The 25,866-nt window shown below is 39.4% G+C and carries 26 protein-coding genes and 1 pseudogene; 19 read left to right on the forward strand and 8 right to left on the reverse strand.

Annotated features, from left to right (window positions below; all coding sequences use genetic code 11):
• Positions 1-4: 4 nt before the first annotated feature.
• Positions 5-1,117 carry a tetratricopeptide repeat-containing glycosyltransferase gene (locus NBX03_RS07365; protein ID WP_323373268.1) on the reverse strand — a complete coding sequence of 371 codons (1,113 nt, stop codon included), beginning with the start codon at positions 1,115-1,117 and terminating at the stop codon, positions 5-7.
• Positions 1,118-1,337: 220 nt separating this feature from the next.
• On the opposite strand from NBX03_RS07365, the gene NBX03_RS07370 reads away from it, so the two are divergent.
• Positions 1,338-2,621: a LysM peptidoglycan-binding domain-containing protein gene (locus tag NBX03_RS07370; protein WP_250230101.1), complete on the forward strand. Its 1,284-nt coding sequence runs from the start codon at positions 1,338-1,340 to the stop codon at positions 2,619-2,621.
• Positions 2,622-2,742: 121 nt separating this feature from the next.
• On the opposite strand, the gene NBX03_RS07375 is transcribed toward NBX03_RS07370, so the two are convergent.
• Positions 2,743-3,792, reverse strand: coding sequence for an NAD(P)H-dependent flavin oxidoreductase (locus NBX03_RS07375; protein WP_250230102.1), 1,050 nt, complete (start codon positions 3,790-3,792; stop codon positions 2,743-2,745).
• 206 nt (positions 3,793-3,998) lie between these two features.
• Between NBX03_RS07375 and NBX03_RS07380 the strand changes: the two genes are divergently transcribed.
• The 18 genes and pseudogenes from NBX03_RS07380 (at position 3,999) to NBX03_RS07470 (ending at position 20,697) form a co-directional block, all read left to right on the forward strand.
• Positions 3,999-4,469 (forward strand): MarR family winged helix-turn-helix transcriptional regulator, encoded by a 471-nt coding sequence (locus NBX03_RS07380; protein ID WP_250230103.1) that lies wholly within the window; start codon positions 3,999-4,001, stop codon positions 4,467-4,469.
• Positions 4,466-5,443: a beta-ketoacyl-ACP synthase III gene (locus tag NBX03_RS07385; RefSeq protein ID WP_250230104.1), complete on the forward strand. Its 978-nt coding sequence runs from the start codon at positions 4,466-4,468 to the stop codon at positions 5,441-5,443. The genes NBX03_RS07380 and NBX03_RS07385 overlap by 4 nt, the downstream gene beginning before the upstream one ends.
• 23 nt (positions 5,444-5,466) lie before the next feature.
• Positions 5,467-5,691 (forward strand): acyl carrier protein, encoded by a 225-nt coding sequence (locus NBX03_RS07390; RefSeq protein ID WP_250230105.1) that lies wholly within the window; start codon positions 5,467-5,469, stop codon positions 5,689-5,691.
• Between the two features lie 120 nt (positions 5,692-5,811).
• Positions 5,812-6,762, forward strand: coding sequence for an enoyl-[acyl-carrier-protein] reductase FabK (gene fabK / locus NBX03_RS07395; RefSeq protein WP_250230106.1), 951 nt, complete (start codon positions 5,812-5,814; stop codon positions 6,760-6,762).
• Entirely contained in the window at positions 6,759-7,694 is a 936-nt protein-coding gene (gene fabD, locus NBX03_RS07400) for an ACP S-malonyltransferase (protein ID WP_250230107.1), read from the forward strand. Before fabK ends, fabD begins: the two co-directional genes overlap by 4 nt.
• Entirely contained in the window at positions 7,687-8,412 is a 726-nt protein-coding gene (gene fabG, locus NBX03_RS07405) for a 3-oxoacyl-[acyl-carrier-protein] reductase (protein ID WP_250230108.1), read from the forward strand. The genes fabD and fabG overlap by 8 nt, the downstream gene beginning before the upstream one ends.
• A gap of 126 nt (positions 8,413-8,538) precedes the next feature.
• A complete protein-coding gene (gene fabF / locus NBX03_RS07410) occupies positions 8,539-9,783 on the forward strand; it encodes a beta-ketoacyl-ACP synthase II (RefSeq protein ID WP_250230109.1) in 1,245 nt (414 codons plus the stop codon).
• Between the two features lie 2 nt (positions 9,784-9,785).
• Positions 9,786-10,238, forward strand: a complete 453-nt coding sequence (gene accB / locus NBX03_RS07415) for an acetyl-CoA carboxylase biotin carboxyl carrier protein (RefSeq protein ID WP_250230110.1) — start codon at positions 9,786-9,788, stop codon at positions 10,236-10,238.
• Positions 10,239-10,249: 11 nt separating this feature from the next.
• Entirely contained in the window at positions 10,250-10,675 is a 426-nt protein-coding gene (gene fabZ, locus NBX03_RS07420) for a 3-hydroxyacyl-ACP dehydratase FabZ (RefSeq protein WP_250230111.1), read from the forward strand.
• 13 nt (positions 10,676-10,688) lie between these two features.
• Positions 10,689-12,041, forward strand: a complete 1,353-nt coding sequence (locus NBX03_RS07425; RefSeq protein ID WP_250230112.1) for an acetyl-CoA carboxylase biotin carboxylase subunit — start codon at positions 10,689-10,691, stop codon at positions 12,039-12,041.
• Positions 12,042-12,080: 39 nt separating this feature from the next.
• Positions 12,081-13,750: pseudogene (locus tag NBX03_RS16185) on the forward strand (acetyl-CoA carboxylase carboxyltransferase subunit alpha).
• Between the two features lie 502 nt (positions 13,751-14,252).
• Positions 14,253-15,230: a substrate-binding domain-containing protein gene (locus tag NBX03_RS07440; protein ID WP_250230115.1), complete on the forward strand. Its 978-nt coding sequence runs from the start codon at positions 14,253-14,255 to the stop codon at positions 15,228-15,230.
• Positions 15,231-15,240: 10 nt separating this feature from the next.
• Positions 15,241-16,092: a phosphate ABC transporter permease subunit PstC gene (gene pstC, locus NBX03_RS07445; protein ID WP_250230116.1), complete on the forward strand. Its 852-nt coding sequence runs from the start codon at positions 15,241-15,243 to the stop codon at positions 16,090-16,092.
• Positions 16,089-16,952, forward strand: a complete 864-nt coding sequence (pstA, locus tag NBX03_RS07450; RefSeq protein WP_250230117.1) for a phosphate ABC transporter permease PstA — start codon at positions 16,089-16,091, stop codon at positions 16,950-16,952. Before pstC ends, pstA begins: the two co-directional genes overlap by 4 nt.
• 2 nt (positions 16,953-16,954) lie before the next feature.
• On the forward strand, positions 16,955-17,704 hold the full coding sequence (gene pstB / locus NBX03_RS07455; protein ID WP_250230118.1) for a phosphate ABC transporter ATP-binding protein PstB: 750 nt from the start codon (positions 16,955-16,957) through the stop codon (positions 17,702-17,704).
• Complete coding sequence (gene phoU, locus NBX03_RS07460) at positions 17,704-18,354, forward strand: phosphate signaling complex protein PhoU (RefSeq protein ID WP_250230119.1); 651 nt, start codon at positions 17,704-17,706, stop codon at positions 18,352-18,354. The genes pstB and phoU overlap by 1 nt, the downstream gene beginning before the upstream one ends.
• Positions 18,354-19,025 carry a response regulator transcription factor gene (locus NBX03_RS07465; protein ID WP_250230120.1) on the forward strand — a complete coding sequence of 224 codons (672 nt, stop codon included), beginning with the start codon at positions 18,354-18,356 and terminating at the stop codon, positions 19,023-19,025. The genes phoU and NBX03_RS07465 overlap by 1 nt, the downstream gene beginning before the upstream one ends.
• Positions 19,015-20,697, forward strand: coding sequence for a sensor histidine kinase (locus tag NBX03_RS07470; protein ID WP_250230121.1), 1,683 nt, complete (start codon positions 19,015-19,017; stop codon positions 20,695-20,697). Before NBX03_RS07465 ends, NBX03_RS07470 begins: the two co-directional genes overlap by 11 nt.
• Positions 20,698-20,969: 272 nt before the next feature.
• Here NBX03_RS07470 and safA read toward each other — a convergent pair whose 3' ends face one another.
• The 6 genes from safA to NBX03_RS07500 all read right to left on the reverse strand — a co-directional run bounded on the left by safA (position 20,970) and on the right by NBX03_RS07500 (position 25,853).
• The gene (gene safA / locus NBX03_RS07475) at positions 20,970-21,584 is read right to left on the reverse strand and encodes a SafA/ExsA family spore coat assembly protein (protein WP_250230122.1); all 615 of its coding nucleotides are present in this window, start codon (positions 21,582-21,584) and stop codon (positions 20,970-20,972) included.
• 225 nt (positions 21,585-21,809) lie between these two features.
• Entirely contained in the window at positions 21,810-22,334 is a 525-nt protein-coding gene (locus tag NBX03_RS07480) for a superoxide dismutase family protein (RefSeq protein WP_250230123.1), read from the reverse strand.
• Positions 22,335-22,747: 413 nt separating this feature from the next.
• The gene (locus tag NBX03_RS07485) at positions 22,748-23,674 is read right to left on the reverse strand and encodes a helix-turn-helix transcriptional regulator (RefSeq protein WP_250230124.1); all 927 of its coding nucleotides are present in this window, start codon (positions 23,672-23,674) and stop codon (positions 22,748-22,750) included.
• Positions 23,675-23,836: 162 nt separating this feature from the next.
• Positions 23,837-24,415: a hypothetical protein gene (locus tag NBX03_RS07490; protein WP_250230125.1), complete on the reverse strand. Its 579-nt coding sequence runs from the start codon at positions 24,413-24,415 to the stop codon at positions 23,837-23,839.
• A gap of 69 nt (positions 24,416-24,484) precedes the next feature.
• Entirely contained in the window at positions 24,485-24,913 is a 429-nt protein-coding gene (locus NBX03_RS07495; RefSeq protein ID WP_250230126.1) for a GtrA family protein, read from the reverse strand.
• On the reverse strand, positions 24,897-25,853 hold the full coding sequence (locus NBX03_RS07500; protein WP_250230127.1) for a glycosyltransferase family 2 protein: 957 nt from the start codon (positions 25,851-25,853) through the stop codon (positions 24,897-24,899). The genes NBX03_RS07495 and NBX03_RS07500 overlap by 17 nt, the downstream gene beginning before the upstream one ends.
• Positions 25,854-25,866 lie beyond the last annotated feature (13 nt).

A 25,866-nucleotide genomic window follows, 5' to 3' on the forward strand; every position in this document is an offset into this window, starting at 1 on the left:
AGGCTCAATCCTTTCTATTCAATTCTTTTAATTTACTTTCTATGATTGCTAAATTACTCTTAAGCCGCTCATCGTCTTTACTGAATTCCAATGCGCTAAGGGCATATTCCTTTGCTTCTTCATATAGACCAAGCCTGTAGGCACTTATTGCGCCGTAGTCATATAATAAATACCCCCAGCTTTCCGGCTCCATAAGATAACTTCCTGTGCCTTTTTTTATGGATAGGGCACTTTTTACCATGGCATAAACCAAGGGCCAGTTATTTTCCTTATATCCCAGATTTATCATTGCAGTATAAGGCTCGCGTACATGAGGGCATTCACCGATTGCCTTATAAAGCCATGCTTTAGCTTCATCTGAATTGCCTTTGGCTTCATAGCAATTAGCTATATATCGCATGGAAGCGCTTTTTTCTTCCGACCATTTTGCTGAAGGAAGGTTTATATGGCGTCTTAATGTATTAATAGCCATATCATACATTTTATTATACATATACTCTCTGCCCAGCCAGAACATGGACCTGTCATCTTCGGGATTTTCTGCAACGGAAAGCTCAAGAAGCGGAAGATACTGGCTTCTGGGCTTTGTAAGGTCCTGATGATGGTTCAGAACAAGGCCGGGTATCCAAATGCTTTTTTCTTCATCATCTCCTGAGTATACCAAAATTTCATGAACAGGCTTAACCCATTTAAAGCCGTGTCTTCTGTGTATTTTTTCCATCATATATTGTTTTTTAGGTGTTCCGTCCGGATTAAAGCTCCATGTAAAAAGATATTGTGCCCTTGTATATTCAGGCTGCCAGAAAGCTTCAAGCTTTTCTCTCCAACCGGGGTCAAAAATTTCGTCTAAATCGTTTGCCACGCAGATATCGGCGTCTTCAGGTACATGATTTAAAGAAATATTACGGGCCTTATCAAATCTCCATGGGGATATTTTTTCTTCATAAACAACAGCACCGCGTTCACGGAGTTTTTTTACTGTGTTGTCGGTTGAACCTGTATCGGTCACGATAACCATGTCTGCTTCGCTTACAGAATCCATCCAGCGGTCTACGAACTTTTCTTCATTTTTACAGATGGCGTAAACGCAAATCTTGTAAGGTTTCAAATTTTCCATATCTCCTTTCGGGAAAATATCATTTTCTATATAGGTTTATGTCTGCCTATTGCAGTATATGCCCTGCAAAAAACCATGTTCCTTGTAATTTTTAATATAAAACCAGAAGGCTTTGCATTGATTAAAATTAAAAGCCGCCTGCTGTTTTGTTAATAAAGTTATAAAACTTAAATATATAGAATAGAATGTAAAGTAAATATTTGGAAAGGTTGTTTTCTTTATGGAAATTTATGTTGTACAATCTGGAGACACATTGCCAGGAATTGCCAATAGATTTGGCGTATCGGTATCAATTATTGCAGAAAACAACGGCCTTAGCAATGGATCAGGGCTTGCGGTAGGCCAGGCTCTTATTATCCTTTATCCTACGACGGTTTACACTGTGAGGATTGGAGATACCCTTACAGGAATTGCACAAATGTATGGAACAACAATTATGAATTTATATCAAAATAATCCCCATTTAGCTTCACAGGCATTTTTAATGCCCGGCCAGTTAATCGTTATATCTTATGAAGGCGAAAAAAGAGGGGACATAAGTATAAACGGATATGCTTATCCCCATATAAACAGAACAGTATTAAGAAGAACATTGCCTTTTTTAACGATTCTTACTATTTTTGGATATGGCTTCAGAGAAGATGGAAGCCTTATAACCACGCCGGATAATGAATTAATCAACTTGGCCTATCAGTTTAATGTTGCTCCTTTTATGCTTTTATCGTCTATCGATGAAAGCGGGCATTTCAGCGGAGACAGGGCAAGTCTTTTGTTTAACGATTTGAATTTGCAGAATAGAGTAATAGATAATATTATAGATACTATGCATAGCAAGGGTTATCTAGGCCTTGATGTTGATTTTGAATTCGTCTACCCTGAAGACGGAGAGGAATTTTTAAGATTTGTTCAAAATATTACAAATAGGCTTAATGCAGAAGGCTTTACCGTAAACGTAGATTTAGCCCCTAAAACATCTGCAGACCAGCCGGGCTTGCTATATGAGGCACATAATTACAGAGCCTTAGGAGAAGCGGCAAATACTGTGCTTCTAATGACCTATGAATGGGGCTATACTTACAGTGAGCCCATGGCTGTTGCGCCGTTAAATCAGGTGAGAAGGGTAGTGGAATATGCCCTTACGGAAATACCGGCAGATAAGATATTTTTAGGCATTCCCAATTATGGATATGTATGGCCATTGCCTTATGAAAGCGGCGTAACTACAGCGACTGCCATAGGAAATGAGTATGCCGTACAATTAGCCGTAAGATACGGCGCCCAAATACAATTTGATGAAGTGGCTCAATCGCCTTATTTTGAATATACAATTCCCAGCGGAAGACGAAATATTGCATGGTTTGAGGACGTGAGAAGCATCAATGGAAAGCTTGATCTAATATCTGAGAAAAACTTAAGGGGAGCCGGATATTGGAATGTTATGAGATCCTTTGCACAAAACTGGGCGCTTGTAAACAATCTATACAATATCCGAAAAATAGTATAGTAAGTTTAAAGTAAAACAGGAAGAAACCTGTAAACATTAACCCATAATCTGTATAGAAAGATAAAAGATTAAAAGCCCTGAAGAGCTATAAGCTCTTCAGGGCTTTTGTTGTATATTAAGTCTACTGGGTCAAATCCCTAATAAGTTTTTTAACCGTGGTTATTTCGTTTATTTTATAAGTATCCGCCCCGCAGAAAACAAGGCCGTTTTGAATATCGCCTTTTACAGAGTTTATAAGGGCCTTTGAGATACAATAAGGCGTAATCCGGTAGTCGCAGCTTTTAATACAGCCGTAGCATTTTTTAATATCTTCTCTTTTTTCCATGACGCTTCTTATAAAGTCTGTAATAATGGCTCTGCCGGGCATTCCCACAGGGCTTTTTATTATGGCTATGTCTTCTTTCTTTGCTTTTACATAGGCATTCTTAAAATTTTCATGGGCGTCGCATTCTTCTGTGGCAACAAATCTTGAACCAATTTGAACACCGCTTAAGCCTAAAGAAAGCATGTGGCTGATATCTTCTTTTAAAAAGACGCCTCCGCCAAAAACCACGGGGATTTTTTTATTGAATTTATCTTCATATTCCGAGACTAATTCCAATATGGATTCAATTTCATTATCCATGCTGTTGCAGGCTTCGGCTTCTTCTTTTGTAAAACCTAAATGGCCTCCGGCTTTAGGCCCTTCTATAACCACTAAATCAGCAGTTTTCTTATACCGCTTTTCCCATGTTTTTAAAAGGACCTTTGCAGCCTTTAAAGAAGAGATAATAGGGGCTATTTTTGATATGGAGCCTTCCACAAGCTCCGGAAGATTTATGGGAAGCCCTGCCCCCGAAATGATTAAATCTACTTTGTTTTCTGCGGCGCACTTTACATATTCCTCATATTTTTGCGTGGCACACATAATATTTACGCCGATAATGCCTTCTTTAGCTTTTTCCTTAGCTGAATTAATATGCTTGCCGAGAGCATTTAAGTTAGCTCGAAGGGCATTGCTTTCAAAACCGTCTGTATTATATCCGACTTGAGCGGCGGAAATAACACCGACGCCGCCTTCAGACGCTACTGAACCGGCAAGGCCCGAAAGGCTTACCCCAACACCCATGCCGCCTTGAATAATAGGCACAGATGCCGTAAGCTCTCCTATTTTAAAGGGATTAAACGCCATATATATCACAACCTTTATATTTATTTTGATACTCAAAGTATATTTTAAATATATTGTATTAATGCAAAAAAGTCAATATATAAGATATTATAAAGAAAAGTATTTAAACTTCTATGTGAAAAATATATTGACATAAAAAGAAAAGGATAATATAATTTGATTATCAAAATATTTGACTATCAAATAGAATGGCGATGGAGGCACTTATGAAAGAAACTTTATCTGCTATAAATAAACTTATGGTTGAGGTATTTAACGATATACTGGCGATTGAGGAAGACGCCCTCAAAAACGGTAAATTCAGCGATGTTTCTATTACAGAAGTCCATACCATAGAGGCCATAGGCATGTATACCAAGCAAACTGCAAGCGAGGTTGCAAAAAAGCTTAACATCACTGCCGGAACCCTTACGGTTGCCATAAATAACCTTGTTAAAAAAGGATATGTAATAAGAATAAGAAGCGAGGACGACAGAAGAGTCGTAAAGCTTGGCTTAACCAGCAAGGGAAGGGTCCTTTTCCGCGTTCATGAGCAGTTCCATAAGGACATGGTAAGAGAGGCGGTAACAGGCTTAAGCGAAGAAGAAGAGCGGATTCTCCTTTCTGCACTTTCAAACCTTCACAGCTTTTTATTCAGAACTTATATTGAAAAAAACGATCAGGGAGAGATATCATGAAAAATTGCAGGATAGTCTGCGCTCATAAATACATTCCCGAAAGAAAAATAGATAATGACGAAATGAGCCGTATGGTAGATACCAGCGATGAATGGATTGTATCCCGTACCGGTATCAAAGAACGCCATATATCAACGGGGGAAAATACCTCCTATATGGCGGGAGAGGTACTAAAGGGCCTTATTGAGAAAAGCGGCATATCCCCCCTTGATATTGACCTTTTAATTGTCGCAACCATAAGCCCCGATTATCTTACTCCTTCAACGGCCTGCCTTGTTCAGCATATAGCGGGGGCAAAAAATGCCTTTGCATTTGATGTTAATGCCGCCTGTTCAGGCTTTGTTTATGCTCTAAGCACCGCAGAAAAGTTTATTTCATCGGGAAAATATAAAACGGCAGCCGTAATCGGCGCTGATATCCTTTCTAAGATGATTGATTTTACTGATAGGTCTACCTGTGTTCTTTTCGGAGATGGAGCAGGAGGGGTTCTCCTTCAGGCCTGTGAAGAAAATCATTATTTATCCGAGGATATGAATTCCTGCGGCGATAAGGCAATGGCCTTATACGGAGGCCATATGCCGGTAGATACGGTATTTTCTAAAGAGCAGCCAAATATGGGAAAATACATAAAAATGAACGGCAGAGAAATATTCGATTTTACATTAAAAGAAGTGCCTGAAAGCATTAAAAGAGCCCTTTCTAAGGCAGGCCTTGATTTAAAGGATATAGATTACATCGTTCCCCATCAGGCAAATGCAAGAATCGTAAATTACATGGCAAAAAAACTTAGTATTGACGTATCCCGATTTTTTATCAATATAGATCAATATGGAAACACCACGGCAGCTTCCATTCCCATAGCCTTAAGCGATATGCTGGAGGAAGGAAAGGTTGAAATCGGAAGCGGTAAAAAGCTTGCTCTTGTAGGCTTTGGCGGAGGACTGACTTGGGGTACTGTTATTATAAAAATATAATTATTATTTAGGAGGAAAATAAGATGATATTAGAAAAAATTAAAGAAATTATAGCTGAGCAATTAGGTAAGGACCCATCTGAAATTACCATGGAAACAAATATTCAAAGCGACCTCGAAGCAGATTCCCTTGATCTTTTTCAGATTATAAACGATATTGAAGATGAATTTGACGTAAAAATTGAAGACGCCGAAGATGTAGTAACCGTTGCAGACGTTGTTAAGCTGATAGAAGAGCAGAAGAAATAAATTAATTTAGAAAGCGTTTTAAGCAAGAGCCTTATGGGATTTTTCGGTTTTATCTGTGAATACGATTTACGGTGAATTTCCCGGGCTTTTCTTTCCGCTTTTTAATTTTAGAGGTGTAGTATGGATTTTGAGATTTGCAGGTTACTTAATATAGAATATCCTATTTTTCAAGGCGCCATGGCATGGGTTGCGGAAAGCTCTCTTGCAGGGGCCGTAAGCCGAGCCGGAGGCTTAGGCATAATCGCTGGGGGGAATGCCCCTGCGGAAGTTATAAGAAAAGAGATTCATAAGCTTAGAGAAACCACCGATAAGCCCTTTGCAGTAAATATAATGCTTCTTTCGCCTTTTGCAGATGAAATGGCTCAAATGGTTTGTGAAGAAAAGGTTCCCATCGTTACTACAGGGGCAGGGAACCCCGGAAAATATATGGAAAGCTTTAAAGCAAGCGGCATCAAGGTAATCCCTGTAGTGCCTTCCGTAGCCATAGCAAAGAAAATGGAGAAACTGGGGGCCGATGCCCTCGTTGCCGAAGGCATGGAAGCAGGGGGCCATATTGGGAAGCTTACAACAATGGTTTTAGTTCCTCAGGTGGTTGATGCTGTTCAAATTCCCGTGATAGCAGCCGGAGGCATTGCAGACGGCAGGGGAATGGCGGCGGCATTTATGCTTGGCGCAAAAGGCGCTCAGGTTGGAACGAGATTTCTTGTGGCAAAGGAATGCATCGTTCATGATAATTATAAAAAAGCAGTTTTAAAGGCAAACGATATTTCAACTACCGTAACAAGCCAGATTACAGGTCATCCTGTAAGAGTGCTTCGGAATAAGCTTTCAAAATTATACGATACGGCTGAAAGAGAAGAGCTTCGCAAAGAAGAACCGGACATAGAAAGAATAGAAAAGCTCGGGGTCGGCTCCTTAAGAAAAGCCGTAATTGACGGAGACGCAGAGTACGGCTCTCTTATGAGCGGCCAGATTGCCGGCCTTGTAAATAAAGAAGAAACGGCCAAAGAAATTCTTGAAAGCTTAATGGAAGGTTTTTTAAACCTTACCGCTAAGGAGAGAAGCCTATGAAAATAGCTTTTATGTTCAGCGGTCAAGGAGCCCAGCAGGAAGGCATGGGAAAAGACCTTTATGATACTTATCCTTTGTTTAAAGAAATTTTTGACCATGGCGACAGTTTATTGGATTTTTCTTTAAAGGACATATGCTTTAAAGGCGGGGAAGCTCTGAATCAAACAGAGTATGCTCAGCCGGCTCTCCTTGCCGTAAGCGCCGCCATTATAGCGCTTTTAAAAGAAGAAAATATAGAGGCTTCCATGGCAGCAGGACTTAGCCTTGGAGAATATTCAGCTCTTTTTTATTCAGGAGCATTCAGCTTTGAAGATTCCTTAAGGCTTGTAAGAAAAAGAGGGCTTCTCATGGCAAACGCCTGTAAAGCTGGCTTTGGCTCTATGAGTGCTATTTTGAATCTTTCACCGGAGCTTACACAAAGGGCCTGCGAAGAAGCTTCAACAGCAGATGAAAAGGTTTATCCGGCAAATTTCAACGCACCGGGGCAGATTGTGATTTCAGGAGAAGTAAACGCTCTTGAAAGGGCAGAAAAGCTCTGTTTAGCATATGGCGCAGGAAAAGCCGTAAGGCTTAATGTAAGCGGTCCCTTTCATACGCCTTATTTAAAAGAGGCTTCTGAAAAGCTTTCAGAAGAGCTTGAAAGCATCAACATCAACACGCCTTCTGTGCCTGTCATTACGAATTTCAGCGCAAAAGAAATGGAAGATATTAAACAAACCCTCCCTTTGCAGATGGTAAGCCCCGTAAAATGGGAAGAAAGCGTTCGTTATATGCTTTCACAGGAAGTTGATACCTTTATCGAAATAGGCGCAGGGAAAACCCTCTGTTCCTTTGTAAAGAAAATAAGCAAAGATGTAAATATATACAATGTAGATAGTGCCCAGTCTTTTGAAAAGACCATTCAGAAAATAAAGGAAGGTAAAAATGCCTAAAACAGTAATTGTAACGGGAGCTTCGAAGGGAATAGGCAAAGCCATTGCCCTTGAATTTGCCCAAAAAGGCTATAATATCGTCGTTAATTACAGAGGCGGCCTGCCTGTGGAGCTGTTAGAGGAAATGAATCAATTGGGCGGCTCTGCCATAGGAATAAAGGCCGACGTTTCAAAATTTGACGAAGCAAAAAGCCTGATAGAGTCCGCAAAGGAAAAATTCGGTTCCGTAGATGTTCTTGTAAATAATGCGGGAATAACCTGTGACAATCTTATCTTGAGAATGAAGGAAGAAGAATTCGATAAAGTAATAGAAACGAACCTCAAAGGGGCGTTTAATATGATTCGCCATGCAAGCCCTGTTATGCTGAAGCAAAAAAGCGGCGCCATCATTAATATTTCAAGCGTTGTAGGGCTAATCGGAAATATCGGGCAGGTGAATTATGCCGCAAGTAAGGCCGGACTTATCGGTATGACAAAGGCTACGGCAAGAGAGCTTGCCACAAGGGGGATTACCTGTAATGCCGTTGCCCCGGGCTTTATTGATACGGATATGACGAAGGTATTAAGCGATACCGTAAAAAATAAGATGCTTGAGAATATCCCTATGGGTCATTTCGGCAATATGAAAGATATAGCGGAAGCCGTATATTTCCTTTCAGAAAGCAGGTATATCACAGGCCAGGTATTAAATATTGACGGCGGAATGGTAATGAATTAAGAATTTATACTTAAATTTATATGAAATAGTAGTATTGTCAATTTTTATTCCTCTGAAGCCGAATGCTTACAGTGGTATAAAGACAAATTGGCGATAGGATAGACCTTATTTGCTAAGGAGGCTTTTATGAGTTTTAAAAGAGTAGTTGTAACAGGTATGGGCGTTCTTAGCCCCATAGGAAACAATCTTTCTGATTACTGGGAAAGCCTTAAAAAAGGAATCGTTGGAATAGATTTTATAAAAAGCTTCGATACCTCTGAATATAAGGCAAAGCTTGGTGCAGAGGTAAAGGATTTTGATAAAGAAAAGTATCTGGAAAGAAAAGAGACCAAGCGCATGGATCTTTTCAGCCAGTATGCAATATATGCCGCAGGAGAAGCTATCGCCCATTCAGGCCTTACGGAAGAAGCAATGAAAGAAAATCCCCGTATTGGCGTGATGTGCGGTTCAGGCATCGGCGGCCTTGCCACTATGGAAGAGCAAATTATAAGGCTCAATGAAAAAGGGCCTTCCAAGGTTGGGCCTTTATTTATTCCTATGGCCATAGCCAATATGGCCGCGGGAAACATCGCCACAAAATTTGGCATTACAGGCATATGCACTTCTTCTGTAACTGCCTGTGCAAGCTCCGCCAACTGTATTGGAGAAGCTTATCGGAATATAAAGCACGGATATAGTGACATTATTCTTGCCGGCGGAAGCGAAGCGTCCATTACGGGCATCGGCATCGCAGGTTTTACGGCTCTTACAGCTCTTTCTCTTTCCGAAGACCCGAAAAGAGCGTCTATTCCCTTTGATGAAGAAAGAAACGGCTTCATTATGGGGGAAGGGGCAGGAATGCTTGTTCTTGAAGAATACGAGCATGCTGTAAAAAGAGGTGCAACCATATACGGCGAAGTTGTAGGCTACGGTTCAAACTGCGACGCCTACCATATGACTTCTCCGAGACCGGACGGTTCGGGAGCAGCTTTAGCAATGGAGTTTGCCGTAAGGGAAGCAGGTATTGCCAAAGAAGAAATAGGCTATATCAATGCCCACGGAACAAGTACACCGCCGAACGATTTGGCTGAAACCAATGCAATTAAACTTACCTTTGGTGACCATGCCTATCATATCCCTGTTACTTCTACAAAGTCCATGATGGGCCACTTGCTTGGAGCGGCGGGGGCAGTTGAAGCCATTGCCTGTATAGAAGCTTTGAGACATGGTTTTATACCGCCTACGGCAGGCCTTGAAAAGCCCGGCGAAGGCTGTGACTTAAACTATGTGCCTAAAAAAGGCATCGAGAAGGACATAAAATATGCAATTTCAAATTCGTTTGGCTTTGGAGGCCATAATGCGGTTATTTGCTTAAAGAAATGGGAGGAATAGCCATGGATTTCAATAATATAAAAGAGCTTATCAGCCTTATAGATAAATCCAGCCTTACAGAGCTTGATTTGAAATTTGAAAATACAGAAATAAGATTAAGTAAGAATAAAAACAGCACAGGAAGCGTAAAAGAAGCTTCAAAGCCTGTAGTTTCCGTGCCTGAAATAAAAGAAGAAGGCCCTATCACTATTCTTCCCGTAGAGGAAAAGGAAGTAAAAGAAGGCTTTATTGTAAAATCTCCTCTTGTGGGAACCTTTTACGAAAGCCATTCCCCCGGGAAGCCGCCTTATGTTTCCGTAGGAAGCACGGTAAAAGAAGGGGATATTCTTTGCATTGTTGAAGCTATGAAAGTGATGAACGAAATCACTTCAGAGAAATCAGGCGAAATAGCAGAAATATTCATCAAAGACGGCGAAATGGTAGAGTACGGCCAGCCGATTTTCAGGATTATATAGGAGGTAGGATTATGCCGATAGAAATTAAAGAAATTATGGACGTTCTTCCTCATCGATACCCTTTTCTTCTTATTGACCGGATTTTGGAACTGGAGCCGGGAAAATCGGTTACGGCCAAAAAAAATCTTACAATGAACGAAGAATTCTTTCAGGGTCATTTCCCAGGGGAGCCGGTTATGCCGGGGGTTCTGATTATAGAAGCCTTAGCTCAGGCCGGAGCCTATGCCGTATTATCCATGGAAGAAAATAAAGGAAAAATTGCCTATTTAGGTGCGGTAGATAAGGCAAAATTCAGAAGCAAGGCCGTTCCGGGGGATGTACTTATGCTTGAAGTATCCATAATAAAGCTTAAAAAATCCGCAGGAATAGGAAAGGGTACTGCTTATATCGATGGCAAAAAGGCCGCAGAGGCTGAGATTACCTTTATCATTGGCTGATTGGAGCAATCGAATGTTCAATAAAATATTAATTGCAAACAGAGGCGAAATCGCCGTAAGAATCATAAGAGCCTGCCGTGAAATGGGCATATCTACCGTTGCGGTTTTTTCCGAAGCGGATAGAGATGCCCTTCATACCCAAATGGCAGATGAAGCTGTATGCATAGGCCCTGCAAAATCATCGGAAAGCTATCTCAATATGCATAATATATTAAGCGCCGCCTGTAAGCTGAATGTTCAAGCCATACACCCAGGCTTTGGTTTTTTAGCGGAAAACAGCGTTTTTGCGTCTATGTGCGGCGAATGCAATATAAAGTTCATTGGGCCGGAGCCCTCTGCAATCGACCTTTTAGGCAATAAGGCAAAGGCAAGAGAGCTGATGGCCGATGCTGGTATTCCTGTTATACCGGGAAGCAAGGGGGCAATCAAAAGCCTTGATGAGGCTTACGCCTTTGCAGAGGAATCGAGCTATCCCGTTATGCTGAAAGCTTCTGCTGGCGGCGGCGGAAAAGGCATTCGGGTTGTTGAATCAAAAAGCAAAATGGAAAACGCCTACCTGTCAGCCAAAAATGAAGCTATGGCTAATTTTTCCGATGACGGTATTTATATAGAAAAAATGATTATTAACCCCCGCCATATAGAGGTTCAGCTTTTATGCGACGAACATGGCAATTATCTCTATCTTGGGGAAAGAGATTGTTCTTTGCAGAGAAGGAACCAAAAGCTTCTGGAAGAAGCGCCGGCTCTCGGCATTTCAGAAGAAACGAGAAAACAAATGGGAGAAGCCGCAATCCTTGGAGCAAAAGCTGCAGGTTATACCAATGCCGGTACCATAGAATTTCTCTACGATAAAGACGGCAAATTTTATTTTATGGAAATGAACACCCGTATTCAGGTGGAGCATCCTATAACAGAAATGATTACAGGGATAGACATTGTGAAAGAGCAGATTCGCATAGCCGCAGGAGAAAAGCTTTCCATATCCCAAAAGGATATCGAAATCCGAGGCCATTCCATTGAATGCCGTATTAATGCAGAAAATCCCGAGAAGGGCTTTATCCCTTCTCCGGGAAAAATCTCCTATGTTCTTTTTCCTTCCGGCTGTTTAGGGCTCAGGGTAGACAGCGGTGTATACCCCGGCTGTGAAATACCGCCTTTTTATGATTCTATGATAGCGAAGGTTATTACCCACGGGACCACAAGGCAGGACGCCATTGAAAAAATGAAAAGGGCCTTGTCCGAATTTGTAATAAACGGCGTATATACGAATATAGAATTTCAGCTTGGTCTTCTTACAGATGAGAATTTTATTGAAGGGAAATTTGATACAGGATTTATTGAAAGAAAATTATCGTCTGGAAATTAGGCAATAGTAAAGAAGTAAACAGGCGGGAGGCGTATCGGTTTGAATTTATTCAGAAAGAAAAAATATGTATCCATTGAAGTAAATAAAATAAGAGAGCAGGAACAAGGAACCAGGCCCTCCGTCCCTGACGGCCTTTGGATCAAATGCCCAAGCTGTAATAAAAGCATATACTCCAAAGAAATCGGAAAACATAAAATCTGCCCGAAATGCGGCGGCTGTTTCAGACTTACTGCTTTTGAGAGAATAGGGCTTATTGCAGACGAAGGAAGCTTTTCAGAGATTAATCAGGATTTATCCGTGCATTCCTCCTCTTTTCCAGGTTACGAGGAAAAGATAAATAAGCTTAAAAACGCCACGGGATTAAATGACGCGGTTGTAACAGGCACATGCGAAATAGAAGGCAATGCCGCTGTTTTAGGCGTGATGGATAGTACCTTCATTATGGGCAGTATGGGGGCTGTCGTAGGGGAAAAGCTTGCAAGAGCCTTTGAATATGCCTTGGAAAAAAGGCTTCCTGTCATTATATTTACTGCTTCCGGCGGAGCCAGAATGCAGGAAGGTATCATTTCCCTTATGCAGATGGCAAAAATAAGCGCCGCCGCCAAACGCCACAGTGATGCAGGCTTATTGTATATTACGGTTCTTACAGACCCGACCACAGGGGGCGTTACGGCAAGCTTTGCCATGCTTGGCGACATCATTCTCTCAGAACCAAAAGCCTTAATTGGCTTTGCCGGAAGAAGAGTTATTGAACAGACTATACGCCAGAAGCTTCCTGAGGATTTTCAAACGGCTGAATTTCTTATGGAACACGGCTTTATCGATAATATCGTAAAAAGGGAAGACATGAAGGATAAATTGAGCCAAATCCTTCGTATCCATTCTTTTAAGGGGGAGGCGGTATAATGCATGACCCTATGGAAATTGTAAAAATAGCAAGAAATATTAAAAGGCCTTCCGCCCTTGATTATATAGACTATATATTTACGGATTTTTTTGAGCTGAAAGGCGACAGGCTTTATAGGGACGACAGCGCCATTGTAGGAGGCATTGCCATGCTTTCGGGCATTCCGGTGACCGTTATAGGCATACAAAAGGGAAAAACTGTAGAGGAAAACGTACAAAGAAATTTCGGCTCTCCTCACCCGGAAGGTTACAGAAAGGCTCTGCGTCTTATGAAGCAGGCGGAAAAGTTCAAACGGCCTGTGATATGCTTCGTCAATACCTCCGGTGCCTTCTGCGGGATAGGTGCAGAGGAAAGAGGGCAGGGAGAAGCCATTGCCCGTAATTTATTTGAACTATCCAATTTAAAGACTCCTATGATATCCGTCATCACTGGAGAAGGGGGAAGCGGAGGCGCCCTTGCCCTTGCTGTGGCAGACGAGGTATGGATGCTTGAAAATTCCGTTTACTCTATTCTTTCTCCCGAAGGCTTTGCCGCTATCTTATGGAAAGATGCAAAAAGAGCTGAGGAAGCCGCTAAAATCATGGGGCTTACGTCAAAAGAGCTTTTCGATATGGGAATCATAGAAAAGATCATTCCCGAAGCAGAAGGCGGTGCCCATAATGATATGGAAAAGACTGCCTCCATATTAAAAGAAGAATTGATAAAAAAGATAAACGAGCTTCTAAAAACAAATACAGAAGAGCTTATTGAGAAACGATACCTTCGGTTCAGAAGGTTCGGAGAAGATACCTATACGAATTAAAATCAAATTTTTTGATTTTAATTCGTAATAATTTTATTTGCTATATTTATAAAAAATAAAATATTGAAGCAACTCTTTATGCCGTCAAGCTTTAAATTAAGCTTGATTTTGCATATAGAGTTGCTTTTTTCTATTATTTATTTAATATATGGGTAAATTAATGAGGAAGAAGGAATAAAAGTCTATTTTGTTCAGGCTTAAATATAGTAAATTTCACAGAAAGATGTAATAAAAGTCTATTTTTCATAAACGGCTTAAACATATAAAATCCCTATGTTTAAGCCATTCAAAACATACAATTTTATTACTGTTTAAATTGAAATTTACTATAGCCTGTGTGAACATGGGTTTTTTCTTTTTTGCTTTAAATTTATGATGCTTAAATAAAAGTAATTGACTGCATGAGATTTTACATCGATTTTACATTAGCTGGCTTATTAAATTTACATAGCGCTGTTATTATATGCGTGTAAAGAAAAAAAGAATTGAAGGAGATAATATAATGAATAAAAAATTTAAAATTTTAACAATTGCAGTGGCAGCGGCAGCAATATTTACTGCATGCGGAAGCTCAGAGGGGAATAATCAGAATACCCCGCCGCCAAGCAGCGCTCCTGTATCCGAAGCGCCTAAATCAGAGGCTCCAGCTTCTGAAAAACCTTCGGAAGAGCAAAAAAGCTCTTTTGACACATCAAATGACATCGTTGTTATTTCAAGAGAAGACGGTTCAGGTACAAGAGGCGCTTTCATAGAGCTTACAGGAGTAGAAGGTAAAAATGACGCAGGCGAAAAAATAGATAATACCACAGAAGATGCAAGCATCAAAAACAGTACAGCAGCAGTTATCACCACAGTATCAGGAAATGATTATGCAATAGGATATATTTCCTTAGGATCTCTTAACGACACTGTAAAAACGCTTAAAGTAGACGAAGTAGAAGCAACAGCAGATAATATAAAAGCAGGAACATATAAAATAGCTCGTCCTTTTAACATTGCCACTAAAGAAGGCGTAAGCGAAGTTGCTCAGGATTTTATAGATTTTATACTTAGCAAAGAAGGACAGGATGTTGTAACTGAAAATAAATACATCGCTATTAACGAAAATGCGTTAGCATATGCAGGAACAAAGCCGGAAGGTAAAATTGTCGTTGCAGGTTCTTCTTCTATATCCCCAGTAATGGAGAAGCTGAAAGAAGCTTATGAAAAAGTAAACACAAACGCAGTAATAGAAATTCAAACAAGTGACTCTTCAACAGGTATGACTGCAACGACAGATGGCCTTTGCGATATCGGTATGGCTTCAAGAGAGCTTAAAGACAGCGAACTTGAAAAAGGTCTTATCCCTCAGGTTATCGCTATGGACGGTATCGCCATTATAGTAAATAACAATAATACTACAGAAAACATAAGCGTAGATACCATTAAAAAAATATTTACAGGAGAAGCCGCTACATGGGAGGAAGCATTAGCGGAATAGGGAGAAGAGAATGAGAAAACGTAAAGAAAAAATAATGCAGTATGTATTCTTTTCGGCAATGACAATATCGGTAATCGCAGTTTTCCTTATATGCTTTTTCTTATTCATAAACGGGGTTCCGGCCATAGGCGAAATAGGAGTTTTCGATTTCCTTCTGGGAACGAAGTGGAAGCCGGGCAACAATATTTACGGTATATTCCCCATGATTATAGGAAGCATATATATAACAGCAGGTGCTATCATAGTCGGCGTTCCCATAGGAATACTTACAGCAATATATCTTTCTTACTTCTGCCCGAAAAACATATATGGAATTTTTAAGCCAGCAATCGAATTGCTGGCTGCAATTCCTTCTGTTGTTTATGGGTTTTTCGGTATGGTTGTGCTTGTTCCCTTCATCAGGGAAACCTTAGGGGGAAGCGGAGAAAGCATTTTAACAGCATCTATTTTACTTGGCATCATGATACTTCCCACCATTATTTCTGTAAGCGAATCGGCCCTTAGGGCTGTTCCAAAGAGCTACTATGAAGGAAGCCTTGCCCTTGCGGCAAGTCATGAAAAAAGTGTATTTTTTGCAGTTCTTCCGGCGGCTAAATCAGGAATCATGGCAGGGGTTATACTGGGAATAGGAAGAGCCATCGGAGAGACTATGGCGGTTATTATGGTTGCGGGAAATCAGGCAAGAATGCCTCAGGGAATATTAAAGGGCGTAAGAACCCTTACGGGTAATATCGTTCTTGAAATGGGTTATGCCGCGGACCTTCACAGGGAAGCACTTATAGCTACGGCAGTAGTTTTATTCATATTTATTCTGATAATAAACTTATTATTTTCATTGATAAAAAGGAGGAGTCTTAGTTGAAAGGTAGTTTTAAACAAAGATTGACTCAATATAAAGGCTCTCCCTTGTCCTTTATTTTATATTTGATGGTAAGCCTTTCGGCTTTAGCCACAATATCGGTTTTAATATTTATTCTAGGTTATATTATAATAAAAGGCATGCCTTATCTTAAGCCGGGGCTTTTTTCCCTTCACTATACATCAGAAAACGTCTCCTTGGTGCCTGCCTTTATAAATACGGTAATAATGACTGTGCTTGCACTCTGTGTTTCAGGGCCTATCGGCATAAGCTCCGCCATATATCTTGTTGAGTATGCCAAAAAGGGGAATAAATTTGTAGAAATAGTAAGGATAACCTCCGAAACCCTTTCAGGCATCCCTTCAATCGTATACGGGCTTTTTGGTATGTTGTTTTTCGTTGGAGCATTAGGCTTTGGATACTCAATATTATCAGGGGCATTAACTCTTTCCATTATGATTCTTCCTTTGATTATGAGAACAACGGAAGAAGCCCTTAAAACAGTACCCGATTCTTACAGAGAAGGAAGCTTTGGCCTTGGCGCAGGAAAATTAAGAACGATTGTAAAAATTGTTCTTCCTACGGCCATGCCCGGCATATTATCGGGAATCATACTTTCAATAGGAAGAATAGCCGGCGAATCTGCGGCTTTGATATATACGGCAGGAACCGTTGCAAGCCTTCCGAAAAATATTTTTTCCTCAGGGCGTACGCTATCGGTACATATGTATGCACTTTCAAGTGAAGGACTTTTTATGAACGAGGCCCATGCAACAGCAGTTGTTCTTGTGGTTCTTGTAGCAGCTATAAATTTCTTATCCTCTCTTATAGCTAAAAAATTCTCCAGTATGGAAAGGAATTAATAATGGATAAAATTACGATTAAGGATTTAAATTTATATTATAGTGATTTTCATGCCTTAAAGGACGTAAACATGAATATAGGTGAAAAAGAAATAACTGCTTTTATCGGGCCTTCCGGCTGTGGAAAGTCCACTCTTTTACGTACTTTAAACAGAATGAATGACTTGGTTGAAGGCTGCAGAATAGATGGAGAAATAAAACTTGACGGGCAGGATATTTATGGCGATATAGATATTAATAAGCTTAGGAAAAAGGTGGGCATGGTTTTCCAAAAGCCAAATCCCTTTCCTATGAGCATTTATGATAATGTGGCTTACGGTCCCCGTACCCATGGCATACATAATAAAGCACAGCTTAACGATATTGTAGAAGAAAGCCTTCGGAATACCGCCATATGGGACGAGGTAAAAGACAGGCTTAAAAAAAGCGCCTTAGGCCTTTCCGGAGGGCAGCAGCAAAGGCTCTGTATTGCAAGGGCTTTGGCAGTTCAGCCGGAGGTTATTTTAATGGACGAACCAACATCTGCCTTGGATCCTATTTCTACAATAAAAATTGAAGATCTTGTTACCGAATTAAAGAAAGATTATGCTATAATAATGGTAACGCATAACATGCAGCAGGCAGCCAGAGTATCGGATAAAACAGCGTTCTTTTTGCTGGGAGAAGTAATCGAGTTTGGAAACACCGAAGATATATTTTCTTCACCTAGAGATAAAAGGACAAACGATTATATTACGGGGAGGTTCGGTTAATGAGAAGGAAATTCCAAGATCAGCTTGATGATCTTAACAAAGCCCTTATAGAAATGGGCAGCATGTGTGAAACAGCAATCAAAAATTCAATTAAAGCCCTTTTAGAAGGGGATTATGAATTTGCAAAAAAGATTACAGATTCAGACGGTGAAATAGATCAAAAAGAAAGAGAAATAGAAAGCCAGTGCATGAAGCTTATCCTTTTACAGCAGCCTATGGCTTGGGATTTACGCCAAATTTCAGCCGCCCTTAAAATCATTACCGACCTTGAAAGAATAGGCGATCAGGCTGCCGACATATCGGAAATAGTGACATTAGGCCATATTAAGCCTCTTAATGTATTTGGAAGCCTTTCAGATATGGCTCATGCCGCGGCAAAAATGGTCACAGACAGCATCGATGCCTTCGTAGGCCAGGATTTGGAGAAAGCCAGAGAGGTCATAGCTTATGATGATGTGGTTGATGATTACTTTGATGAAGTAAGAGTAGAAATGATTGATATGATTGCAGAAAACAGAATTGAAAGCGAATATTTTGTAGACGTTATAATGATTGCCAAATATTTTGAAAGAATAGGGGACCATGCAACAAATGTTGCTGAATGGGTTGAATATTCTATAACAGGCCTTCATAAAGGGGAGAAAATATAGTGATATATTGCGTTGAAGATGATGGAAACATTCGGGACCTCATAGTATATACCTTAAATGCCACAGGGTTTCTGGCAAAGGGATTTTCCGAGCCTAAAAGCTTCTATGAAGCCCTTGAAGAAAAACTTCCTGAGCTTGTTATCCTTGACATTATGCTTCCAGAGGAAGACGGGTTAAAAATCCTTGGGAAGCTTAAAGGTCATAGCAAAACTAAAAATATTCCCGTAATAATAATTACTGCCAAAACGGCGGAATACGATAAGGTAATAGGCCTTGACAGCGGAGCAGACGATTATATAACAAAGCCCATTGCCATGATGGAGTTTATTTCAAGGGTCAAGGCCGTCCTTAGGAGAGTAAATAAGGAATCCTCCGATAAAAATATATTGAAGATGAACGATATCGTTATCAATCTTGAAAAACATGAAGTTACAGTTAACAATGAAGAAGTTTTGCTTACCTATAAAGAATTTGAGCTTTTAAGGTATCTTGTAGAAAATAAAGGAATCGTACTCACCAGAGACAGGCTTTTGGAAACCCTGTGGGGATATGATTTCGGCGGAGAGACAAGAACTGTAGATGTTCATATAAGGACATTAAGACAGAAGCTTGGGGAAAGCGGAAACGCCATTAAAACAGTAAGGGGAATGGGATATAAAATTGAGGGCTAAATTAAGTAATGAAATACTTTTAAATATGTGCATTCTCATTATATTTTCAACGATATTTGTAGCATACCTTACAGTCACTGTGCTCCATGACGATTTTTATGATGAGATGCGGAAAAGAACAGAAGCCCAGGCCATCTATATGGCAAATATGATAAATTATTCAGGGGAAGATTATATTTTCGAGGCCTTTGAGCCTACGGACGAAGGCCGGCTTACTTTAATAAAATCTGACGGAAGAGTTCTTTATGACAGCGAAAAAGATGCTGCCGATATGGAGAGCCATTTGGAACGGCCGGAGGTAAAAGAAGCCATAAAATACGGCTGGGGAGAGGAAGACCGTCTTTCTGAGACCATGGACAGAAAGACTTTTTATTATGCCATCCGTCTTGATAACGGAGATATTATTCGTTTTTCCAACAGTACAGACAGTGTTTTTGCTATTATATATAAAAATATTCCTTATGTAATACTGATATGTATCATCATCGTAATGGTATCTATATTTGTAGCGAGGCTGCAGACAAGAAAAATTATAAAGCCCATTAACGGCATTAATCTTGAAAGCCCCTTTTTAAGCAATGCTTACGAGGAATTAGAGCCTCTTCTTAGAAGAATGGAAAAACAGAATGCCCAGATCAGCGATCAGCTTAATGCACTGCGGAAAAAGCAGGAGGAAATAGCTACTATTACAAAAAATATGAATGAAGGCCTTGTTTTTCTTGATATAAAGGGAAATGTGCTTTCCATAAACAAAAGTGCTGAAAATATACTTGGCGTAGGCGGAAGGGATTATCTTCAAAGGCATATCATCTCCATAAACAGAAGCCCTGTAATTCTTGAAGCTGTGAAAAAGGCTTCCGAAGGGGAAACTTTTGAAACCATATTCGATATACATGAAAAAAAATATCAGGTTTTTTCAAGCCCTGTAATAATAGATGCGCAAATAAGCGGCACGGTTATGTTTATTCTCGACGTGACGGAAAAAGTCGAAGCAGAAAGGCTGAGAAGAGAGTTTTCTGCGAATGTTTCTCACGAGCTTAAAACCCCTCTTACATCAATATCCGGCTATGCAGAAATTATGAAAAACGGCCTTGTAAAACCGGAAGATATGACAGGATTTTCTGAAAGGATATATAATGAAGCAAGCAGATTGGTAACCCTTATTGACGATATTATAAAGCTTTCCCGCCTTGACGAAAAGGAAAGCAGCCTTGTCTGGGAAAATATCGATATTTATGACCTTGCTGAAAAAGTGAAAGAAAGGCTCAACCATTATGCCCAGAGCAGAAATGTAGAGATTTCCATAAGCGGCGAAAGAATAAAGATGAATTGTATAGGGCGGATAATGGAAGAAATAATTTACAATCTATGCGATAACGCCATTAAATATAATGTAGAAAACGGTAAAGTAAATATTGATATGCACATAGAGGGAGACAGCCCTGTTTTAATCGTATCTGATACGGGAATAGGTATAGACAAAAAATATCATTCAAGGGTATTTGAACGGTTTTACAGAGTAGATAAAAGCCATTCAAAGGAAACCGGCGGCACAGGTCTTGGCCTTTCCATCGTTAAACACGGGGCCATTTGCCATAATGCAAAGCTTGATATTAAAAGCGAACCGGGGAAGGGGACATCGATATCCTTGATATTTCCCAAAAGGCCATAGATATTATCCTTAATGATAAGAGGGCACTCACCACTTAAAAATGTACATAAGAAAAACTTATGTGCAATTTTAAGTTCATTGCATATATAATCAATTTGCCTGCTATGCCCCCCGTAAGCATTTAACTTTAGGGGGCATAAAATAAGGGAAAAGCAGATGAATATGCTGCTATTTCATATGAATTTAAATATAATTTGCCACATATTATTTAGGGCTGCGGCAGTATCGCAGCCCTTCTTGCTGACATTTTCTTTTATTTCAGCGATAAATATTTAAGGGTGTATAAACATTTGTACCCAATAGGGGGTTCCGCCGCTGTTAAAGTATCCGACACCGATTTCGCTAAATCCCCTGTTAAGTATATTGGCTCTGTGGCCCGCTGAGTTCATCCAGCTTGATACAACGCTTTCAGGAGTTCTTTGGCCCATGGCTATATTTTCGCCGGCAGTGGTAAAATGAATATTAAAAGAATTCATCATATCAAAGGGAGAACCATAGACTGGGGAATAATGGCTGAAATAATTATTATTATGCAAGTCCTCAGCTTTGTACCTTGCAACCCTTGAAAGCTGCCAATTTGGCGTAAGGGCAGGGAGGCCCCTTTGAGTTCTTTCTCTGTTTGTAAGCTCTATAACCTGTTCTTCCATAGAAAGGGCATTAGGGTCCCTCTGGGGTATTAAAACCCTTTGATTAGGATATATCAGCGCGGGATTTTGAATCTGAGGATTTGCCGCAATTAATTCTGAAAGGCCTACGCTGTATTTCACTGATATTTTCCAAAGAGTGTCCCCAGGCTGTATTGTATAATAAACAGGGTTTGCACTTTCAAGAATATTGTATTTTTTTGTATCTGTTAATAGCGTTAGCATTAGTAAAACAGGATCCATAAAATATCCTCCTCAATTAAATTTAGCGGTAGATTAGTATAATTTAACGTGAGTTGGCGAAATCGGACCCTTTGGTTTACCAAAGGAAAGTCCGAAGAACTTTTCACGTTATGAGTATAAATTTGCAGTTTTTTTCTGAAAATTTGTACGAATAGTGTCATAAGTTCGATGAGAATTTTATTCCATCGAACTTATATTAATTTATTACTAAACGCTTTAATGCCGTTAAATCCATTCTATTTTGCCGCAGGCAATTTTTTCCGGAGAATCTACCTCACCTTCAAAGGGTAAAAAATCTTCCGGCCTATGGATGATGATTACTCTGCCAACTACTTCATTAACTGTAAACCTGTCTGTAAGAAAAATAGAAAATGCCAATCCCGATGATTCTATAAGAACCGGAAGATCGCCGGCGTTGTAAGTAGCGCATCCATGGGGATTATAATGTGATCCGGCCCCTGCAAACGGGTCAAGGGCTATTTGATTGCAAGAATCTCCCGAATGGATATGGCAGGGGAACATTCCGGAAGAACACACGTTATTTCTGTGAGGCAGACCGAAAACCTCCATGTATACATAAACATTTCCTTCTAATTCATAAAAATAGACAGTTCCTCTTACGTTAGGATAGGAACTTCCTCCTTCTAGTCTTGCTCTTGCAACGGGCCTGCTGTTAAATAGGTACCGTAAATGATTGCCGCTGGGCATTTCAGCCGCTCTGATAAAGGGATTTTGCCATCGTCTTAACATATAGACCTCCTCCAACATAAAACATAAGATAAAAAAATCATTTGTGAATCGACTCTTATTGATTTTAAGCAAAAGTGCAACTGTTTCTATAAATGCATAAAGCGAATTCACCATATCAGACATAGTAAGATAATTTAATTACAATAACAAAACCTGATTTAAACTGTTTATAAAAGATAGGCTTTTATTACTACTTTAAGGCTGTTTCACTATAGGTGAATTCAAATTCTTTAATATAAAAATACAATACATTATATTTTAATTATATGAACGAGTTAAAATAAGGTTCAATAAACCAATTAAAACACCGGAATATTTTTCCTAAAGGGTTAAAAAAGAACCAATTATGATATAGCCCTAAAATAAGACTATCTCATAATTGGTTCTGCAATTATATATATTTATTTAAAATATTATGGAACCTCGTCTATTTTTAAATTGTACTTTTCTTGTATGCTTTTAAGTCTTTTTAAAAATTCTTTTAAAACCTCGGAATTTCCGACTACTTCCACATTATCTCCATAGGATAAAAGCATATTATAAAACCATTCTTCCGAAGGAACTGCTTCCTTCACAAGGATACGGCCATCGTCTAAAAACTTTATATTATCGGGGCTGAAATTATCATAAACAGAATAAGCCAGCTCACCTTTAAAAATAAGCTCAGCCTCCACAAGTTTAGCAGGATTGTCCGGCCAAAAGAGCTTAAGCGGGGCAGGTTCATGAAACACTTCAAAAGGCTCTCTAAGCTTTTCTACATTAATCATTCTTGTGATTTTATATATTCTAAGGTCTTCCTTTTCTGCGCAATAGGCTTGAAGATACCATGAGCTGTATTTGAATATCAATTTAACAGGTTCTACCTTCTTTTTGCTTTTTATTCCGCTGGAATTGAAATATTCAAAGGATACAAGCTTTTTTTCTATAAGAGCTTCTTTTAAAGTATTAAATTTTTTATCCTGCTTGGAGGCATTGCCCCATGAAGAAAAATCTACCTCAATCCAATCATAATTATCTTTATTGAATATTGAGCTTATTTTTTTTATTACAGCCTCAGAATTAGGGAAACCGGCAGCCTTAAGGCTTTGGAGGCCCATTAGTATGTTATTTTGCTCATCCTCCGACAACACGGCCTTATTAAATATATAATTAGGTAAAATAAAGATACCGCCCCCTGAGCCTTTTTCCGTGTATACGGGAATATTAGCTGAAGAAAGGGCGTCGATATCTCTATATATGGTCCTGGGTGAAACATTAAACCGATCTGCCAGTTCCTTGGCAGTAACTCTTTTTCTTTCTGTAAGAATAAAAATAATTTCAATTAGCCTGTTTGCTTTCATAAATCCTCCTGTTAAGCCTAGTCCGTTAAGCTTTTATGAAGAATTGGAAGCCACGCCTGTAACAAGGATATTATGGATAAGATATAATACTTAACAAGCTAAAAAACCTTATTAAGTATTACTATACAGACGAAAACAATTATAAGCCGAAATCCGTTTTGCCTATGACTGTGAGGCCTCTGCTTTCCATTTTGTAAATTCGTCCATAACTGCTTGATAGGTTTCGCCGCATATTGAAGGCAACTCTCCGCCCCATGCTTGTTCCGCTTTTTTGAAGCCTTTTTCAACGGCGTCTCTTAAAGCGTCGATGTTTGCCGGATCACCGCCAGATAAAGCCTTGGCAAAATCCATAATTCTTTCGGTGGTTTTTTTTACACCGAAATATCCATTTTCAGAAATCGCTTCTTTTGCTTCATTTATAGTCGTCTGATCTATTTCGTAATTGGAAATGATATATTCCCAGTCTTTTTTTGTTACCGGATTCAGAAGTTTGTTAACTGTATCGGCTTGCTTATTTATTAGTTTTTCTACGATGTCTCTTAAAGCCTTCGTTTTTGCAGCTGTTTCCTGCTTAAGCTTTGCAATCGTTTCCGAAGGGCCTATATTGTTTTCAGAACCGGATTTCTCATATACTACCGCATCTTTTTCCAAAGATTTGTCTGTGTTTTTATTCGAGCTGGAATTTATTTTGGAAGAGGCAGGCGTATATGTATTAATACTATTTATTGGATTAATATTCATAAAATCACCTCTTGTTACTATTATCGGATAGAAGTATTAAAAAAGTGAGCGTTTTAATATACGAATTATCTATTTAAATACAGCTTTTTTACTTATAATATAATTTAAAATAATAATCACAATTTGTGTTATAATTTTGCTAAAAAACGGCTCAACATGCATAAAATTTACGAGGGCTAAAATAAGTGCCATATCCACTCCGTAGGTAAAGAGTCTGCCAAGGCTGAATTTAAAAAGCTCTTCAAGGGTTTCTTTAAAGGATATGCTTTTCGAATGAAAAACCCATATCTTATTTGTAAAGAAAGCAAAAAGTACAGCAAGTATGGTGGAAAGGGTATTTGCTATAAAAATACTTGTGTTTTGCCCAAGGCCGGAAAAAACCATAAGGAAAAGATTAAAGCTTCCAAGGCTTAAAAGGGTTGTCATGCCTCCGAATATAATATATCGAATTATTTCCATATCAAGAAGCTTTTTAATCAGGCTATATATTTTTTCCATCTGCGTTTTCGTCCTTATTCTGAATTATTTGAGAGATTAAATAAAGGGGCCTATCTCTTGCTTCATCATAAATTCTGCCGATATATTCACCGAAAAAGCCCAATGATATCAAAATAGCCGCCTGAAGAAATATAACAAAGAAAAGCCCATAGTGAATAAAATCCGGAGAGCCATTTAATATATCCAATAGTATTATTACCGCTAAATATATGAAGCTTCCGCCTAAAGCCATTGCTCCTATAAAAGTTGCAAGTTTAAGAGGCGCCGATGAAAAGGATATAATGCCGTCTAGGGCAAGCTTAACCATTTTTTTAAGAGGATATTTGGTTTCCCCGGCAAAACGCTCGTGGCGGTCGTATAAAACTGCTGTCTGCTTATATCCTACCCATGATACAAGCCCTCTCATATAACGGTTTTTCTCTTTTATGCCCTTCATAGCCTCACAGACTTTTCTGTCTATAAGCCTGAAATCTCCCGTATCTACGGGGATGTCAACCTTTGTTATGGATTTAAGGATTCTATAATAGGTACTTGCCGTAAATTTCTTAAAGAAGGTTTCGCCGTCTCTTTTTTTACGCTTTCCATATACGACTTCATACCCTTCCTTCCATTTTTCTATCATCTCCAAGATAATTTCAGGAGGGTCTTGAAGGTCGGCGTCTATAAACACAATGGCGTCGCCTGAAGCATTATCCATTCCTGCGGTTATAGCAATTTGATGACCGAAGTTTCTGGAAAAATCAATTACTTTCACATTAGGGTCTGAAATACTGATTTCAGAGAGAATTTTGAGGGTCTTATCCTTGCTGCCGTCATTTACGAAAATAAGCTCATAGCTTTCATTGGTTGAATCCATAACTTTTTTAAGCTCTTTATAAGAGGCAGTAATGACCTCTTCTTCGTTATATGCTGGAATAACGATTGAATAAACGACTTTCATTAAACCATCTCCA

Source organism: Anaeropeptidivorans aminofermentans (assembly GCF_940670685.1).
In the GTDB taxonomy this organism is placed as follows: Bacteria; Bacillota; Clostridia; order Lachnospirales; family UBA5962; genus Anaeropeptidivorans; species Anaeropeptidivorans aminofermentans.

What these genes read in the sequence shown, in the direction of transcription:
- NBX03_RS07375 (WP_250230102.1), bottom strand. Translation starts at nt 3,792, where the DNA reads ATGGCGTTTAATCCCTTTAAAATAGGAGAGCTTACGGCATCTGTGCCT.
- NBX03_RS07390 (WP_250230105.1), top strand. Translation starts at nt 5,467, where the DNA reads ATGATATTAGAAAAAATTAAAGAAATTATAGCTGAGCAATTAGGTAAG.
- fabF (WP_250230109.1), top strand. Translation starts at nt 8,539, where the DNA reads ATGAGTTTTAAAAGAGTAGTTGTAACAGGTATGGGCGTTCTTAGCCCC.
- safA (WP_250230122.1), bottom strand. Translation starts at nt 21,584, where the DNA reads ATGGATCCTGTTTTACTAATGCTAACGCTATTAACAGATACAAAAAAA.
- pstB (WP_250230118.1), top strand. Translation starts at nt 16,955, where the DNA reads ATGGATAAAATTACGATTAAGGATTTAAATTTATATTATAGTGATTTT.
- accB (WP_250230110.1), top strand. Translation starts at nt 9,786, where the DNA reads ATGGATTTCAATAATATAAAAGAGCTTATCAGCCTTATAGATAAATCC.
- NBX03_RS07380 (WP_250230103.1), top strand. Translation starts at nt 3,999, where the DNA reads ATGAAAGAAACTTTATCTGCTATAAATAAACTTATGGTTGAGGTATTT.
- NBX03_RS07480 (WP_250230123.1), bottom strand. Translation starts at nt 22,334, where the DNA reads ATGTTAAGACGATGGCAAAATCCCTTTATCAGAGCGGCTGAAATGCCC.
- NBX03_RS07495 (WP_250230126.1), bottom strand. Translation starts at nt 24,913, where the DNA reads ATGGAAAAAATATATAGCCTGATTAAAAAGCTTCTTGATATGGAAATA.
- NBX03_RS07440 (WP_250230115.1), top strand. Translation starts at nt 14,253, where the DNA reads ATGAATAAAAAATTTAAAATTTTAACAATTGCAGTGGCAGCGGCAGCA.
- NBX03_RS07385 (WP_250230104.1), top strand. Translation starts at nt 4,466, where the DNA reads ATGAAAAATTGCAGGATAGTCTGCGCTCATAAATACATTCCCGAAAGA.
- pstC (WP_250230116.1), top strand. Translation starts at nt 15,241, where the DNA reads ATGAGAAAACGTAAAGAAAAAATAATGCAGTATGTATTCTTTTCGGCA.
- fabG (WP_250230108.1), top strand. Translation starts at nt 7,687, where the DNA reads ATGCCTAAAACAGTAATTGTAACGGGAGCTTCGAAGGGAATAGGCAAA.
- NBX03_RS07500 (WP_250230127.1), bottom strand. Translation starts at nt 25,853, where the DNA reads ATGAAAGTCGTTTATTCAATCGTTATTCCAGCATATAACGAAGAAGAG.
- fabD (WP_250230107.1), top strand. Translation starts at nt 6,759, where the DNA reads ATGAAAATAGCTTTTATGTTCAGCGGTCAAGGAGCCCAGCAGGAAGGC.
- NBX03_RS07365 (WP_323373268.1), bottom strand. Translation starts at nt 1,117, where the DNA reads ATGGAAAATTTGAAACCTTACAAGATTTGCGTTTACGCCATCTGTAAA.
- NBX03_RS07370 (WP_250230101.1), top strand. Translation starts at nt 1,338, where the DNA reads ATGGAAATTTATGTTGTACAATCTGGAGACACATTGCCAGGAATTGCC.
- NBX03_RS07490 (WP_250230125.1), bottom strand. Translation starts at nt 24,415, where the DNA reads ATGAATATTAATCCAATAAATAGTATTAATACATATACGCCTGCCTCT.
- fabZ (WP_250230111.1), top strand. Translation starts at nt 10,250, where the DNA reads ATGCCGATAGAAATTAAAGAAATTATGGACGTTCTTCCTCATCGATAC.
- fabK (WP_250230106.1), top strand. Translation starts at nt 5,812, where the DNA reads ATGGATTTTGAGATTTGCAGGTTACTTAATATAGAATATCCTATTTTT.
- phoU (WP_250230119.1), top strand. Translation starts at nt 17,704, where the DNA reads ATGAGAAGGAAATTCCAAGATCAGCTTGATGATCTTAACAAAGCCCTT.
- NBX03_RS07425 (WP_250230112.1), top strand. Translation starts at nt 10,689, where the DNA reads ATGTTCAATAAAATATTAATTGCAAACAGAGGCGAAATCGCCGTAAGA.
- NBX03_RS07485 (WP_250230124.1), bottom strand. Translation starts at nt 23,674, where the DNA reads ATGAAAGCAAACAGGCTAATTGAAATTATTTTTATTCTTACAGAAAGA.